Origin of the sequence: Desulfofundulus sp. (assembly GCF_049701015.1) — a bacterium.
Classification (GTDB): Bacteria; Bacillota; Desulfotomaculia; order Desulfotomaculales; family Desulfovirgulaceae; genus Desulfofundulus.
In genome coordinates this window covers 1-15,762 of sequence record NZ_JBNATZ010000037.1, presented here as the reverse complement: position 1 = coordinate 15,762, position 15,762 = coordinate 1, and the positions used below count along the sequence as shown (strand labels likewise).

Genomic DNA, 15,762 nt, shown 5'->3' with positions numbered 1-15,762 from the left:
GCCTGCTGCGCAAGGGCTCCGGGCGCCGTTCCCGCACCAGGACGGCCACCCGGGCCGGGCGCTACGTGCGCAGCACCATGCAGCGCAAGAACAACGATCTGGCCTTCGACGCCACCTTGAGGGCGGCCGCTCCCTACCAGTCGTGCCGGGAGAAGAACGGCCTGGCTGTGGCCATTACGACGGCCGATATCCGGGAGAAGGTTCGGGAAAAGCGCATCGGGAACTTCTTGCTTTTCGTGGTCGACGCAAGCGGCTCCATGGGGGCGCAGCAGCGTATGGTGGAGACCAAGGGAGCCGTCCTGTCCCTCCTGCTGGATGCATACCAGAAACGGGATAAGATTGGGCTGGTTGCCTTTAAAGGGACGGCGGCTGAAGTCCTCCTGCCGCCCACCAGCAGTGTTGAGCTGGCCTATAAACTTTTAGAGGAGTTGCCTACCGGCGGGAAGACCCCTCTCTCCGCCGGGCTGCTCAAGGCTTACGAGGTGGCCAGGGCCCATTTGTACAAGGACCCGAACATATCACCTCTGCTCATTCTCATCTCCGATGGGCGGGCCAATGTGAGTATGGGGCAGGATAAGCCTTTGGCCGAGGTCCGCCGGGTGGCGGAGCTGATCAGGGAAGAGGAACGGATTAAAACACTGGTGATCGATGTGGAGAAGAACGGTTTTGTGACTTTTGGCCTGGCCCGCGAACTCGCCTTTACCCTAGGGGCGGAGTATTACAAAATAGATGATTTAAAAGCCGACACCCTGGTCCAGGCCGTTCGAGAAATAATTTAAGAGTGCAGGAGGCAAAGGAAGATGAAATATGTCTACCCGTTTTCAGCCATCGTGGGACAGGACGAAATGAAAAAGGGCTTGTTGTTGAATGCCGTCAACCCCAGGTTGTCCGGTATTCTCATCCGGGGTGAGAAGGGCACTGCCAAGTCCACCGCCGTACGTGCCCTGGCGGCATTATTACCGGAGATAGACGTGGTTGCTGACTGCCCCTTCAGCTGTGACCCCGATGATGTCACCACCATGTGTATGGATTGCCGGCAACGCCTTGCGGCGGGCGAAGAACTGCCGCGGGTGAGGCGGAAAATGCGGGTGGTGGATCTGCCCGTGTCGGCCACTGAAGACCGGGTGGTGGGGACGCTGGACATAGAACAGGCCATCAAGAAAGGAGAAAAACACTTCGAGCCGGGCGTCCTGGCCCAGGCCAACCGGGGCATTCTCTATGTGGACGAGGTGAACCTTTTGGACGACCACGTGGTGGATGTGTTGCTTGATTCTGCAGCCATGGGTGTTAATACGGTGGAGCGGGAAGGGGTTTCCTTCACCCATCCGGCACAGTTTATCCTGGTGGGGACCATGAACCCGGAAGAAGGAGAACTGCGGCCCCAGCTGCTGGACCGTTTCGGACTTTGCGTACATATCACCGGTATCATGGACCCGGAGCTGCGTGTGGAAGTAATCAGGCGCCGGGCTGCTTTCGAAGAAGATCCCGAAGGTTTTATAAAGCAATGGGAGGGGGAGGAGGAAAAGTTACGCCGGCAAATAGTAGCGGCCCAAAAACTTTTACCTCGGGTGGAAATTCCGGAGGAAATGCTTTATCTGATAGCTAGGATAGCCATTGAAATGGGTGTGGACGGCCACAGGGCCGACCTGGTGATGATGAAGGCAGCCAGGACCATGGCCGCTCTGGCCGGCCGGACTGAAGTCACCCGGGATGACGTGCAGAGTTCGGTGAACCTGGCTCTCCTTCACCGGATGCGCCGCAGGCCATTCCAGGACATGGATATCGACCGCGAGAAGCTGCAGGCGGTCATGGGCGGACAGAAGATGCGTCATGTTCACAGCCACCGCTAGTGTGAGGGGATGGTGCTGGTAATGGGGAAAAGAGATCATGAGTGATATGACGATGAGCCGGGGGTCAGAAGTAGTGATTGAACTTCGCCAGCTGACCAAACATTACGGGAACGTTGTCGCCGTGGACTGCCTGGACCTCGAGATAAAAAAAGGAGAGATCTTTGCCCTGCTCGGTCCCAATGGTGCCGGCAAGACCTCCACCATCAGGATGCTGACCATGCTGACCAGGCCTACCGGCGGTCAAGCTCTGATTAACGGCTACGACGTTATGCGTGACCTGGACAAAGTCAAGAAGGAAATCGGCGTGGTACCCCAGCATATGAACCTGGACCAGGAGCTGACAGCCCGTGAAAACCTGGAACTGCACGGGCGCCTGCACAGGATCCCCCACCCCCGCCGGCAGGAAAGAATCGAGGAGCTCCTGGAGTACGTGGAGCTCAGGGAGCGCGCAGGGGATCTGGTGAGCAAGTTTTCCGGGGGCATGAAACGCAGGCTGATGATTGCCCGGGCGCTGATGCACAGCCCCAGTGTTCTATTCCTGGATGAACCCACCGTAGGTCTGGACCCTCAGACCAGGCGGAAGATCTGGGACCTGATCCGGCGGATGAACGGCGAGGGCATGACCGTGCTTTTGACTACCCATTACATTGAAGAAGCGGAAGTACTCTGCCACCGTGTGGGCATTATGGATAAAGGCCGGCTCATTGCCCTGGGGACACCCCGGGAATTGAAACAAAAGGTAGGGGAAGTGGTGGTGGAATCCTTTGGCGGCAGGGACACAGGGTATAAATTTTTTGCCAGCCGCGATGATGCCCTGGCCTATGCGGGTCGCCTGGATGGAAATGTATTGATCCGGGAATCCAACCTGGAGGATGTTTTCGTCGAGCTAACCGGGCGTAAGGTGGGTGATTGAGATCGATTTCTATACCGTATTGTGGCGGGAAATGGTGGTCTTCAGGCGCACCTTTGTAAAGTTCTTTGCTTCCCGGCTGGTCAGCCCCCTCCTGTACCTGGTGGCTTTTGGCTGGGGGCTGGGCCGTGGCATTAAAATGAACGGGGGCAACTATCTGGAATTTGTAGTGCCGGGGATCATTGCCCTCTCAGCCATGAACACCAGCTTTAACGCCGTCGGCGTCTCCCTGAACATGAGCCGCCTGTACCATAAAACACTGGAGGAATACCTGATCGCCCCTATCAGCGCCGGAGCTTTTGTGCTGGGCAAGGTGCTGGCAGGCACCGTGCGCGGCTTGGTCGCTTCTCTGATCATCCTGGCACTGGCTTTTGTTTTTGGAGCGCACCTGGTTATAAACGGGTGGTTTATCCTGGTGGTCGTTCTCACCTGTTTTCTCTTTGCCGCCCTGGGACTGGTGGCTGCCATGACCATCAACTCTCACGAGGATATGTCCAACTTTGCTACTTTTGTTATTCTGCCCATGTCCTTCCTCTGCGGGACGTTCTTTTCACCCGACCGGCTACCCAGGGCCATAGTATACATAATAGAGGCGCTGCCCCTGACCCACTCCAGCTATGCCCTGCGTGCCCTGGCCCGGGGGGGTGGGCTCATGTCGTTATCCCTGGCGGTGCTGGCGGCGTATGCTGTGGTTCTGTTTCTGGCCGGTGTGGTGGTGGTGAAGAAGGTCAGGTGAGGGAAGAGGGCCTGTAAGGCCCCCTTCCTTAATGCAGGTGAAGCTGTTTCATTTCCCTGAGCAGTCTTTCGCCATCATTTATATGTTCCTGCAGGTGGGCGATGCGGTCCGGGTCGGCATTTGTCCTTTTCAAATCCTCCAGCTCCAGGCGGTGGGCTGCCAGAGAGCCCTCCAGTTCCCGGTACATTTCCATGGCCCGTTCGAAGGAGATGCCCCTTTGCCTTTCTTCTTCAAAACGGTGCTTGATGCTGGAACAGCTCATGTGCATAACCTCCTTCATGAATTTTTATTCCTAAGTTTGCCCAATTAAAGGGAAAAGATACCTGAAAAAAAATATTTATTGAGCAAATATTAACCCGGAAGGAATTTTTCACTTTAAGTAGAATATTTTACACTTGAGTAGCTAGACCGGTAGCAAATTGAGCGACCGAAGTCGCCCTTCTTTAGAAGCATAACCGGTTTTTGAATCCAATAACAGAATAACTCAATAAATTTTGCTCACTTAAGCCACGAAGGCGGAACTTCCTTTGCGAAGGAGGGCTCTTGTCTTCGTGGTTTTTATTTTGTGAACAGGGGGTGGCTCCATGAAAAAGATTACCGCCGTGATGTGGCACAGCCACACCACCACCATGCGGCGGGCTGCGGAGCTGGTGGCGGACGACCTGGAGGTTAAAGTTTACTCTGCCCGTTTTCTCGACGAGGGTAGGGAAGACCTGGCCGGAGCCCTGGAGGACATGGCCCGGGCCGACCTGATTTTCCTTTACCGTTCCACGGCCGAAACTGTCTGGGATGAGCTGGAAAAGGCCGTCAAAAAGTTCGCCAGGCCCGTGGTTTGCGTAGCCCATGACCCGGCGCTGTGGGTCCTTTCCACAGTCGGGCCGGATGTGGTTTCCAGATGCTATACCTATATCGTGCAGGGCGGCAGGGAAAACTTTGCCCACATGCTCCGTTACCTGGCGGCCGGGGTTCTGGGTGAACGGCTTGAGTACAGCGAGCCGCTGACTTTCCCCTGGGAAGGCATCTACCACCCGGCTGCACCGGGCTGCTTCACCTCGGTGGAGGACTATCTGTCCTGGTACGGATCGCATTTCACCGGAACACCGGCCGGGCCAACCGTGGGCCTGCTGTTTGGCCGCAACCACTGGGTAAATGGCAACCTGGCGGTTGAGGACCTGTTAATTCGCCTCCTGGAGGAAAAAGGGTTCAGAGTTATCCCCGCCTTCTGCTACTCCCTGAAAGATGCAGGGCTGGGTACGAAGGGTTCCGGCGAGGTGGTGCGTCAGTATTTCTTTGATCAAGACGGGAAGCCGCGTATCAACGCCCTTATCAAGCTGATTTCCTTCTTCCTGGAGGCCCGTACCAGAACTGATGACTTCATGCGTGAGGATGTGGCCTCTTCCGGCGTGAGCCTGCTGCAGCAGCTCAACGTTCCGGTTTTCCAGCCAGTGACCTCTTTTTACCGTACGGTTGAAGAATGGGCTGAGGACCCCCAGGGTTTGAACCGGGATATCTCCTGGTGCATAGCTCTGCCCGAGTTTGAGGGGGTTATTGAGCCGATTTTCATCGCCGGAGCCAAACGCGAAGGGGAACTGGAAATCCGTGTCCCCGTGGAAGAGCGCTGCCGGCACCTGGTGGACAGGGTGGCCGGGTGGATTCGCCTGGCGCAAAAGCCGGTGTCCGAGCGTAAGGTGGCCTTTGTCCTGCACAACAACCCCTGCGCTTCGGTGGAAGCTACGGTGGGCGGCGGGGCGAACCTGGATACCCTGGAGAGTGTGGCCAGGGTCCTGCAGCGCATGAAGGAAGCGGGTTATTCCGTGGAAGCTCCTGCCAGCGGCCAAGAGTTGATCGACACCATTATGGGCCGGAAAGCCATTTCGGAATTCCGCTGGACCACCACTGATGAGATTATCGCCAAAGGTGGGGCGTTGAAGCTCATGCCCGTGGAAGAATACCGCCAGTGGTTCGACCATTTGTCACCGCGGGTGAAGGAACGCCTTACTGAAGCCTGGGGCGCCCCACCCGGAGAACCCAAAAACGGCGTACCCGCGGCCATGGTTCACGAAGGGAAAATCGTCATCACCGGAGTTCAATACGGCCATGCCGTGGTCTGCGTGCAGCCGAAGCGGGGTTGTGCCGGTGCCCGCTGCGATGGGCAGGTATGTAAAATCCTGCACGACCCGGACATCCCGCCGCCGCACCAGTACCTGGCCACCTACCGTTACCTGGAGCGGGACTTTGGCGTGGATGTGGTCGTGCATGTGGGCACCCACGGCAACCTGGAGTTTTTGCCCGGCAAAGGCGTGGGTCTCTCCGGCGAGTGTTACCCGGATTTAGCCATTGGATCCCTCCCCCATCTGTATATCTACAACGCGGATAACCCGCCGGAGGGTACCATTGCCAAGAGGAGGAGCTATGCCACCCTGGTGGACCACATGCAGACGGTCATGACCGGGGGTGGTCTCTACGACGAGCTGGCCGAACTGGAGCGCTACCTGGAGGAGTACGAAAAAGCCAGGGTGGCCGACCCCGCCCGGGCCCACACTCTGGAGCACTTAATTATTGAAGAGATCAAAAAGACCAACCTGGACAAGCAAATCCCCGTGGAAGGCGGTCACCATGATTTTGCCTCCCTGGCGGAGAAGGCCCACGAAGTGCTCTCCGTCATCCGCAACACGCAGATCCAGGATGGGCAGCACGTCTTCGGTGAGCTACCGCAGGGGGAAAAACGGGTGGAATTCATCAACTCCATCCTGCGCTTTGACGCCGGGCAAGAGCTTTCCCTGCGGCGTTCTGTGGCCAGGCTCATGGACCTGGATCTGGCGGAGTTGCTGGCCGATCAGGGAAGGTTTTCAACCCGTTACGGCAGGTCCTATGGTGCCCTTTTGGAAGAAATCGACGCTGCAGTTAAAGCCTTTATCGGCAGGTTCTTGAAGGGGCGGGAAGTGGACCCGGGGTTTGCCCGGGAGGTTCTGGGGGACAAGTTTCTCCGCCCCGGTGCTCTGGCTGAAGTTAACGCCCTTTTGCCGCGGGTGCTGGATCTGAACGAGCGGATCGAAGCTTCCAGGGAGATTGAGTCGCTGCTGGCCGGTTTTGACGGGCGGTATATCCCCGCCGGGCCCTCCGGCCTGATCACCCGCGGCAGGGACGACGTCCTGCCTACGGGCCGCAACTTTTATTCCCTGGACCCCCACCGGGTGCCCACCCGGGCGGCCTGGGAAGTAGGGAAGCGGCTGGCGGAAAAAATTCTGGAAAAACACCTGGCGGAGGAAGGCCGCTACCCGGAGAACGTGGCCCTTTACTGGATGTGCAACGACATCATGTGGGCGGACGGGGAAGGCCTGGGGCAGATGTTCTACCTTTTGGGTGTGAGGCCGCGGTGGCTGCCCAGCGGTAGGGTGGCGGGTATTGAAGTCATACCGCTGGAGGAATTGGGACGCCCCCGCATTGACCTGACCGTACGGGTCTCCGGCATTACCCGGGACAACTTCCCCAACTGCGTGGAGCTTTTAGATGAGGCCGTCCAGACCGTGGCCGCCCTGGACGAGCCGCCGGAGCAGAACTACGTCCGCAAGCACACCCTGGCCCAGCTTGGCGGGCAAAACGACCCGCAGGCCTGGCGGGACGCGACTTTACGCATCTTTGCCTCGAAGCCCGGCACCTACCAGGCCGGCGTCAACCTGGCCGTTTACGCCTCAGCCTGGAAAGAGGAGAAGGATCTGGCTGATATCTTCATCTACTGGAACGGTTACGCCTACGGCAAGGGTGTTTTCGGCAAAGAGGCCTTCCGCCAGTTGCAGGCCAGCCTGAAGACGGTGGATGTAACGTATAACAAGGTGGTGACCGATGAGTATGACCTCTTCGGCTGCTGCTGCTACTTCGGTACCCACGGCGGGATGACTGCTGCGGCGAGGGTGGCATCGGGCAGGGATGTCAGGACCTATTACGGCGATACCAGGGAACCGGAGCACGTGGAGGTTCGTACCCTGGCCGACGAAGTGCGGCGGGTGGTGAGGACGAAACTTTTGAACCCGAAGTGGATAGAGGGGCAGAAGCGCCACGGTTATAAAGGTGCCGGGGACATTTCCAAGCGCGTGGGCCGGGTCTACGGCTGGGAAGCCACCACCCGGGAAGTCGACGACTGGATCTTCGACGACATCACCAGGACCTTTATTCTGGACGAAGAGAACCGCCGTTTCTTTGAAGAGCACAACCCCTGGGCGCTGGAGGAAATCGCCCGCCGCTTGCTGGAGGCCCACCAGCGGGGTCTGTGGAACGCCGACCCCGAAGTGCTGGAAGGGCTGAAAGAACACTACCTGGAGATCGAAGGCTGGCTGGAGGAGAAGATGGGCGACATCAAGGGCGACTTCCAGGGCGGCGCCATCGACATCCTGACCGCGGAAGAGGTGGCCGACTGGGGAGCAAAGATGCGGGAGATCAAGGAAAAGCTGGGGAGTTGAGTGTGGTGCACCGGGAAATGCTGAAGAAGTTTTACGGGGAGGAGCTAAAAGGCGTATGGGTATACCCGTCGAAATAATGGGTCCCGGCCCGGGGGCGGATGTAGGAGCTATTAAAGCTGCCTATGCCCGCCATATCGGCCGGAAAATCCTGCTGCTCGTTGTTCTGCTCGGCTTAACAGTCGCTACCGCCCTGGTGGCCACCGCGGTGGGTGCCGCCGGGATAAGTGTGGCTGACGTCTGGCGGGTAATTCTTTCCCACCTGGGTCTGCCGGTCACCCTGCACAACGACCTGGCCGAAACAGTGGTCTGGGAGATCCGCCTCCCCCGCATTCTGCTGGCCGCCATCACCGGGATGAGTCTGGCCGGGGCGGGGGCGGTGATGCAGGGGGTCCTGCGCAACCCCCTGGTTTCCCCCTACACGATGGGGCTTTCCAGCGGTGCGGCCTTCGGGGCGGCCCTGGCCATCGTCCTGGGGACGGGACTGGTAGGCGGGAATTACCTGGAGGTGTCGCGGTGGCTCATCGCTTCGAACGCCTTCATCTTCGGGGGGTTGACCACGCTCCTGGCTTTCTCCCTGGCCCGGTTCAAGGGGATGGCACCCGAAACGCTGGTACTGGGCGGGGTGGCCATCGGCTACCTCTTCCAGGCGGGGGTCTCGCTCTTGAAATACCTTTCCAACAACGACGCCTTGAAAGAACTGGTGGTCTGGTTGATGGGCGGCTTCTGGGGGGCGGACTGGCAGACGGTGGTGCTGCTTACGCCCGTGGTTTTGATCTGCATGGCCGGGCTGCTCCTGCACGCCTGGGACCTCAATGTACTGGGGGCGGGCGAAGAGGTGGCCGCCAGCCTGGGGATCAAGGTGGGGCGTCTGAGGGTTCTCACCCTGACTCTGGCCACCATTGCCGCTTCGTCCACCGTAGCCTTCACCGGCATCATAGGTTTTATCTGCCTGGTGGGCCCGCACATCTGCCGGATGCTTGTGGGCAGCGACAACCGCTTTTTGATCCCCTCTTCCTGCCTGATGGGAGCGGTGCTCCTGCTCCTTTCGGATACGCTGGCAAGGACCATCATCGCACCTGCCGAGATCCCGGTGGGGATCATCACTGCGCTGATGGGCTCCCCCTTCTTCATCTACCTGTTAATCAGGAAAAAGCGGCAGTGGTGGGGGTAGTTTCACGGTGTGGAACGTGGAAAGGGGGTGGTCGGGGCAACAGCTAGACATCCTGTGACTTGAGTGCCGTTGACATCAAGGTTTAAGGGAGGGGAAAAGTTTGTCAGCACGCAGGAAATGGATGCTTCTGGTAACGTGCATTTTAATCGCCGTTTGTGCAGTATCCGTTCTGGCTGGCAGCAGGGAAGCTGTGGCCCAGAAGCGGGTGACTATCAGGGACTCCATGGGGCGCACGGTGAGCGTTCCGTGTCCGCCGCAGCGGATAGTGGAGCTGAACGGTGACGTGGCCGAATTGATCTGTGCCTTCGGGGATGCAGGCAAAATCGTAGGAGCGACCACCTATACGCTGAATGATAAAATGCTCAGCCAGAAGGTGAGGAAGGCAAAGGATGTCGGCAAGAGTTTCACTCCCAACGTGGAGAAGATCATAGCGCTGAAACCCGACGTGGTTTTCGGCTACGGCAGCTTCTTGAAGCCGGAGTGCGTCGCACAGCTCCAGCGGGCGGGCATACCGGTGGTATTTCTGGACTGCTACAAGGTTAAAACGATGGCGCAGGACATCCGCACCCTGGGGGTTATTCTCAACCGCAGGCAAGAGGCGGAGGCCTATATCGCTTACTTCCAGAAGTACCAGAAGCTGTTTGCGGAGCGGACAAAGAATATCCCGCTGAATAAGCGGCCGCTGGTCTATCTGGAACAGTACACCGATTACACGCTGAGTGGCCCGGGCTCCGGCGGCGCAGAGCTCCTGGACGGCATCGGGGCCAGGAATATCGGTGCCGGGCTGCGTGAGGCCTACCCCAAGATCAGTTCCGAGTGGCTGGTGGCCCGGAACCCGCAGGTGATCATCAAAGCGTGCAGCACCAGCGTTCCCAGCGGTTACGGGGAAAGTGCCGACGCCATGAAGAGCAAGCGCACGGAGATGATGCACAGGCCCGGCTGGAACAGGATTTCCGCCGTCCGGCAGGGGAAGGTCTACATGCTCTCCAGCGAGATCTTCACCGGGCCGCGGGCAATCGTGGGGATGGCCTACATGGCGAAGTGGCTCTACCCGCAGCTTTTCCGGGACATAAACCCGGAGGCGATCCACAAAGAGATGCTCAAAAAGTTTCTCGGCGTAGAGCTCAAAGGGGCTTATGTTTATCCTGAAAAGTAATGGCTCTGCTTTTAAAGAATACTGGCAATTTTTAGGACCATGTAGTATCATATGAGGAGGATCTTTGCGATGAAGCGGCTACGATTAGTTCTGCTGCTCTTTGTTGTGGCGTGTGCCCTTGTTCTGGCCTCGGCAGGTGGTGCTTTGGCAGCCACCACCAACTCGGCGCTCTGGTGCCCGAAAGTCAGCCCGGATACCACGGCGCAGCTCGGGGGGCTCTATATTAGCGAGAGCAATGCCATGTCGATCAAGCAGGGAGACTCGGTAACGCTCACACTTCCTTCGTTTGTAGAGCTTCAGAAGATGAGCTTTAAATTTGTAGATAGTTCTTCTTATTTCCCAAGCAAAGCGGGTGGTTGTTCCATCCAAGTTATTTTTAACCCAGATCTATATTCTGTACAAGCTACGGTATATGATAATTCAAATGGTTATCAATCTAATACTCAATCAGGTTCTTATGGTGATGAGAAAATATTGTTCAGTGATAATAACGGTAGTGAACTATGGATCCAGGCTACAAGCAGGCAGAGCGTCACCCTTAAATTGAAAGCCGTACCTCGTGATCAACTCCCCAAATATAAGTATTTCAGGACCTTTATCTACTTCGACCAGGTCAACATCAAGCCCGTAGCTCCCGAAGACCTGGATTCCTCCGACATCAAGGTCACCCTGGACGCGCCTTCGACCTCGGGCTTCTCTTCCGGCTCGGTGACCATAGGCACGCTCGTCACGGCCGGCGGGAGCACGATAACCGCGGCCTCCCCGGCCAGCATTACTGATGCCGGCGGTTCTATAGCCGACATCACGCTGAAAGAGGACGTCCCCGGTGCGCTTAAAAACAACGCAGATGTTTTTCCCCAGGGGAACACGGTCAAGCTCGTCCTGAGCCCCGGCTTCACCTGGGACACCGTGACTCTCATCCCGCAGGGCGGCTTTGGTAGCGACAGCGTAGCTTATGATGTTTATAGCGGGAAGGACGGCTGTAGCGCCCTCTACCTCAAGATTAACCAGGAAAGCAGCGGTAGTCCCGGGCAGATTATCATCAAGGCTTCCGTGAAGGCGAATGAACCCTACACTACCGCGCGTGACGTGAAGGTCACCTACAGCGGCACCAACCCCGGCGTGGGCGGTGAGAAGATCGCCGAGGTGACGGTGGCGAAATACCTCGTCTCCGGTGTCAGCGTGGCTGCCAGGAGCACCCTGGACGTGGTGGCCGGGCGGGCCGGCCAGCAGGTCGGTAATTTCACCATTGCCGAAGGTATGCCTGGCGACCTGCCCCAGGGCAGGCTTATCAGCCTGACTCTCCCCGAGGGGGCGAAGTGGAGACAGAAGCCTACCGTCTCTCGCGAGGCTGGGGACGGCGTTCTCGAATATTACGACACCCGCGACGACGGGCGTACGCTGGTCTACAAAGTTACCACCGCTTCCAAATCACGCACCAGCTTCTGCTTCAAAAACGCCACCGTGGATCTGGCGCTCAACGTGCCGGAGGAGCTGGCCGTCACGGTGAAGGGTCCCGGCCTTGACGGCACTGTGACCGTGGCCCACGTCCAGGCGCCGGTGGCGGTATCTGCGGCAGGCGGGACGGTCCGCGCCGGTGCTCAGGAGCAGGCGGTCGGCGCGCTCACCATCAAGGAAAACCTGCTGGGGGCGCTCCGGGCCCGGGATGCTGCCGGCAACCGTGCGGTTTTAAAGCTCACCCTGCCTTCGGGCGTGCGCTTTACCCGGGTTCCCACCGTGCAGGTGAGCGCGGGGGACCTGGAGCTCGATGGTTCGGGTATCAAGCTTGAAGATAAAGACCGGACACTCGTTATCCCGGTGAAGCTTTCCAGCGCCACACCCGTGGAGCAGCAGCTTCCGGAAACCGGCCAGGGTGAAGAGAGTGCCGGGGAAAGCGAGAGCAGCAGTGAGGCGGTTGCCCAGGAGGCGGGAAGTACGGTGACCGTGCAGGACATTTCCCTCACCGTGGACCGTACGGCCCCTGAAGGCGATATTACCCTCGAAGTAAGCGGTAGCGCCCTCACCGAAACCGCGGACCTGTTCTCTTCCTCCGACAATCAACTGACCTGCGTGCTGGCACGTTGCCTGACACCGGCACCCGTTTCCATAAAGGCTGGAGCGGTCTTCACCATTGGAAGCAATAAATACCGTACTGGCGATGAGGAAAAAGAAATGGATGTCGCCCCTTATGTCAAGAACGGCCGTACTTTTGCTCCGGTGAGGTACCTTGCCCTGGCTGCCGGACTGAAAGAAGAAAACATCCTCTGGGATGCGAAAAACAGGACCGTAACCATCCTGGCCGGCAAGCGTGTGGTTCAGTTCAAGGTGGGTCAGAAATCGTATCTCATCCAGGGTGTCCCCATCTCCATGGATGTGGCCCCGGAAATAGTAAACGGCCGCCTGATGCTACCTTACCGCTTTGTGGCTCAGGCGCTGGGTCTGCAGGCCAGGTGGCTTGCTGACTCCCGGCAGGTAGTTATCAGTTAATCAGGGTGGAGCCGGGGCACCGCCCGGGCAGCGGTGCCCCGGGCTCTCTATCTCGAAAGGAGGCGGTTCCTGGTGCGGCTTCAGGTCAAGGGCGTGTGTTTTGCTTACGGAAGCGTATCAGTTCTGGAAGATGTTACTTTTAAGGTGCAGGGCGGGGAGACACTGGGTATCATAGGACCCAATGGTTCCGGCAAGAGTACCCTCTTGCGCTGCCTGGCCAGAGTGCTGAAACCGCGCATGGGGACGATTTTCCTGGATGGGAAGAACCTGGCTGCTCTGCGCGGTCGTGAGGTGGGTCGCTGTCTGGGCTATGTGCCCCCACCCGGCACGGAACATGCTTTTCCGAGTACTGTGCTGGAAACCGTGCTGCAGGGGCGGCGCCCGCACCTCACCTGGGGGGTTGGCCATGCCGACCTTGCTGCGGTGACCAGGGCCCTGGCCTATCTCGGCTTGACCGACCTCGGGGAACGCCAGCTCGGGGAACTTTCCAGCGGCCAGCGGCAAAAGGTACTTATCGCCCGAGCCCTGGCCCAGGAACCTGAGGTTTTCCTCCTGGACGAGCCCACGGCCACTCTTGATATACGTTACCAGCTTGAGGTTCTGGCGCGGATGCGGGAACTTGCTGCGGAACAGGGTCGGGTGGTGATAATGGTTCTTCACGACCTCAACTTGGCCAGCCGCTTCAGTAACCGGCTCTTGCTTCTGCACGGCGGGCGCATTGTAGCCGCCGGCACCCCCAGAGCGGTGCTTTCACCGGATAACATCCGGGCGGTTTACGGCGTTGAGGCGGTGGTAACTGAAAATCAGTGGGGCCTGCAGGTGACGCCCCTGGCACCGCTGGAGATGGAGGAAACCGGGGAAAGAGCGGGGGAGGTTCTGGCTGCCCGGGCCTGACCACAGGGTATAACTGTCTCTCCATGGGGCTTTTTGTGGGGTGTTCTTTTTATCGGTAGGTGGTCATAACGGGGGACGTGGAAGGGGTGGTTGAGGTTGCAAGGTGGCGGAGCCGGGATCAGGTTTGAAGAGCAACCGGCTGTAATGATTGAAGCCAAAAACGTCGTTAAACAATACGGGCGTACCACGGCCGTAGCCGGTCTGAGCTTCCAGGTTTTCAACAAGGAAATCTTTGGCCTCCTGGGCCCCAACGGGGCCGGCAAGACCACCACCATCCGCATGCTGACCACCCTGACCAGACCCACCTCCGGAGAGCTGTATGTGGCCGGTTACCCAGTAGCCACCCGTCCGGTCGAGGTCAAGAAACGCATTGGCGTGGTGCCCCAGCAAAATAACCTGGAGCGGGAACTGACGGGGCGGGAAAACCTTTTACTCCATGCCCTGCTCCACAGGATGCCCCGGGTGGAGCGGCAGCGGCGCATCGAGGAGTTGCTGGATTATGTAGGTCTTTCTGCCCGGGCTGGTGAACGGGTACAGTATTACTCCGGCGGGATGGCCCGGCGCCTGCTCATTGCCCGTGCTCTGCTGCATCGCCCGCCTATTCTTTTTCTGGATGAACCGACCATCGGCCTGGACCCGCAGACACGCCGGAAGATCTGGGATTTAATCCAGCTGATGAACCGGGACGGGATGACGGTGCTTTTGACCACTCATTATATCGAAGAGGCGGACAGCCTGTGTCACCGGGTAGGCATCATCGACCATGGCAGGCTTATCGCCCTGGGGACACCGGCGGAATTAAAGGAGAGGCTGGGGAATTACTGCGTGGAATTCTTGAGCGAACAGGGTACCGAGCGGCATTTCTTCGCCACCAGGAGCGAAGCGAAGGCCTATGCCGGGAGCAAGGACTTTGATACGGTAGTCCGCCGTACGAACCTGGAAGATGTTTTTGTGGAGCTGACCGGCCGTGAAGCAAGGGAACTGGCCTCATTCTGAAAAGTTGCCTGCCGGTGTGAGTACCCCCATGGCCGGGAGTTCTCTTGAAGCCGGGCCGCCTTTGATCTGCCTGGACTGGCTGCCCATTGTGCTGGCTATGTGCCTTGTCTGGCGGCGGCGGTGGTGGCGCTTTCTCATCGGGGGATTGAACAGGCCGCTGATCTTTCTGGTCATTTTTGCCTGGAATCTCGGTGGCAGGGCAGTTGCTGGCACCGGAAGTTACCTGGGCTTCCTGGTGCCCGGCCTTGTGGTCATGGCTGCGGTCTCGGCCAGTTACGCCGACCTGGTCAATTGGTTTACGTTGCGGCGCACCCACATGCGGGTTTTGGATGAATACCTGCTCGCTCCCATTTCCAACAGGTCCCTTCTACTCGGGCACGTGCTGGGTGCAGGGTTCAAGGGGTTTCTTACTTCGCTGCTGGTGTTCCTGACCGCGTCCCTGCTGGTCAGAGGATTCCAGTTTTCCGTTTTCTGCTTGATGCAATTATTAATTATATGCCTCACCTTTGCCTGCCTGGCAGTGGCCGTGGCTATGGTAGCCGGAGGGGATAAGGATACATTAATGTTTACCAACCTGATTGTATTTCCCATGACCTTTTTCTGCGGCACTTTTTTCCCGGTGGAGCATTTGCCGGGTTTGCTGGGACGCTTTAGCTGGTGGCTGCCCCTGACGGCTGCCACATATAACCTGCGTGCCCTGGTTCTGACCGGTGCCGGTAAGCCGGGGTGGTTTTTGCAGAGTTTAAGCTGGCTGGCCGGCCTGTATCTGGTGGCCTACCTGTTATTGAGGTGGCGGCGGGAAGATTGAAAAAAGACAGCGGCTGTCAGGTCTGCTCGGATGACCTTCTGGAGTGGTGATGTTGATTGTCCGATCCCGCCAGACATACAGTTAAACAGCCTGAGAAGATTGGTGTGTCGTCCGGGTTCAAACCCCGGTCTGGTCAGGATTTGCGGGGTGCTTCAACTGGTTTTCCGGCAACTACGGGTGGGATAAAAGCCCGTCTCTTCTCACCCCCATGGTATCCGATTATCTGGGAGGAAATGATTTACTGGCGGAGCAAGTTCTGGCTCTACCTGGCCACCTACATGCTCTCCCCCATGCTCT

General features: G+C 58.3%; 12 protein-coding genes and 1 pseudogene. 12 read left to right on the top strand and 1 reads right to left on the bottom strand.

Features of this window, described 5'->3' with window-relative positions; all coding sequences use genetic code 11:
- From ACPLUI_RS04080 to ACPLUI_RS04065, 4 genes are all read left to right on the top strand, one after another.
- Positions 1-779: vWA domain-containing protein (locus ACPLUI_RS04080; protein WP_424658999.1), on the top strand; the 779-nt coding region annotated here is incomplete at its 5' end.
- 21 nt (positions 780-800) lie between these two features.
- Positions 801-1,850 (top strand): magnesium chelatase ATPase subunit I, encoded by a 1,050-nt coding sequence (gene bchI, locus ACPLUI_RS04075; protein ID WP_424658998.1) that lies wholly within the window; start codon positions 801-803, stop codon positions 1,848-1,850.
- A 37-nt stretch (positions 1,851-1,887) separates the two neighbouring features.
- On the top strand, positions 1,888-2,763 hold the full coding sequence (locus ACPLUI_RS04070) for an ABC transporter ATP-binding protein (protein WP_424658997.1): 876 nt from the start codon (positions 1,888-1,890) through the stop codon (positions 2,761-2,763).
- Positions 2,756-3,496, top strand: coding sequence for an ABC transporter permease (locus ACPLUI_RS04065; RefSeq protein WP_424658996.1), 741 nt, complete (start codon positions 2,756-2,758; stop codon positions 3,494-3,496). Before ACPLUI_RS04070 ends, ACPLUI_RS04065 begins: the two co-directional genes overlap by 8 nt.
- Before the next feature lie 28 nt (positions 3,497-3,524).
- On the opposite strand, the gene ACPLUI_RS04060 is transcribed toward ACPLUI_RS04065, so the two are convergent.
- Positions 3,525-3,758 (bottom strand): hypothetical protein, encoded by a 234-nt coding sequence (locus ACPLUI_RS04060; RefSeq protein ID WP_424658995.1) that lies wholly within the window; start codon positions 3,756-3,758, stop codon positions 3,525-3,527.
- A 322-nt stretch (positions 3,759-4,080) separates the two neighbouring features.
- On the opposite strand from ACPLUI_RS04060, the gene cobN reads away from it, so the two are divergent.
- From cobN to ACPLUI_RS04020, 8 genes and pseudogenes are all read left to right on the top strand, one after another.
- The gene (gene cobN / locus ACPLUI_RS04055) at positions 4,081-7,953 is read left to right on the top strand and encodes a cobaltochelatase subunit CobN (protein WP_424658994.1); all 3,873 of its coding nucleotides are present in this window, start codon (positions 4,081-4,083) and stop codon (positions 7,951-7,953) included.
- Positions 7,954-8,008: 55 nt separating this feature from the next.
- The gene (locus ACPLUI_RS04050; RefSeq protein WP_424658993.1) at positions 8,009-9,124 is read left to right on the top strand and encodes a FecCD family ABC transporter permease; all 1,116 of its coding nucleotides are present in this window, start codon (positions 8,009-8,011) and stop codon (positions 9,122-9,124) included.
- A 100-nt stretch (positions 9,125-9,224) separates the two neighbouring features.
- Positions 9,225-10,280 carry an ABC transporter substrate-binding protein gene (locus tag ACPLUI_RS04045; protein ID WP_424658992.1) on the top strand — a complete coding sequence of 352 codons (1,056 nt, stop codon included), beginning with the start codon at positions 9,225-9,227 and terminating at the stop codon, positions 10,278-10,280.
- Between the two features lie 69 nt (positions 10,281-10,349).
- Positions 10,350-12,767, top strand: coding sequence for a copper amine oxidase N-terminal domain-containing protein (locus tag ACPLUI_RS04040; protein WP_424658991.1), 2,418 nt, complete (start codon positions 10,350-10,352; stop codon positions 12,765-12,767).
- Between the two features lie 72 nt (positions 12,768-12,839).
- Positions 12,840-13,661, top strand: a complete 822-nt coding sequence (locus ACPLUI_RS04035) for an ABC transporter ATP-binding protein (RefSeq protein WP_424658990.1) — start codon at positions 12,840-12,842, stop codon at positions 13,659-13,661.
- Between the two features lie 96 nt (positions 13,662-13,757).
- A complete protein-coding gene (locus tag ACPLUI_RS04030; protein ID WP_424658989.1) occupies positions 13,758-14,657 on the top strand; it encodes an ABC transporter ATP-binding protein in 900 nt (299 codons plus the stop codon).
- Between the two features lie 4 nt (positions 14,658-14,661).
- Positions 14,662-15,465: an ABC transporter permease gene (locus ACPLUI_RS04025; RefSeq protein WP_424658988.1), complete on the top strand. Its 804-nt coding sequence runs from the start codon at positions 14,662-14,664 to the stop codon at positions 15,463-15,465.
- Positions 15,466-15,569: 104 nt separating this feature from the next.
- Positions 15,570-15,762: pseudogene (locus tag ACPLUI_RS04020) on the top strand (hypothetical protein); the annotation flags it as partial.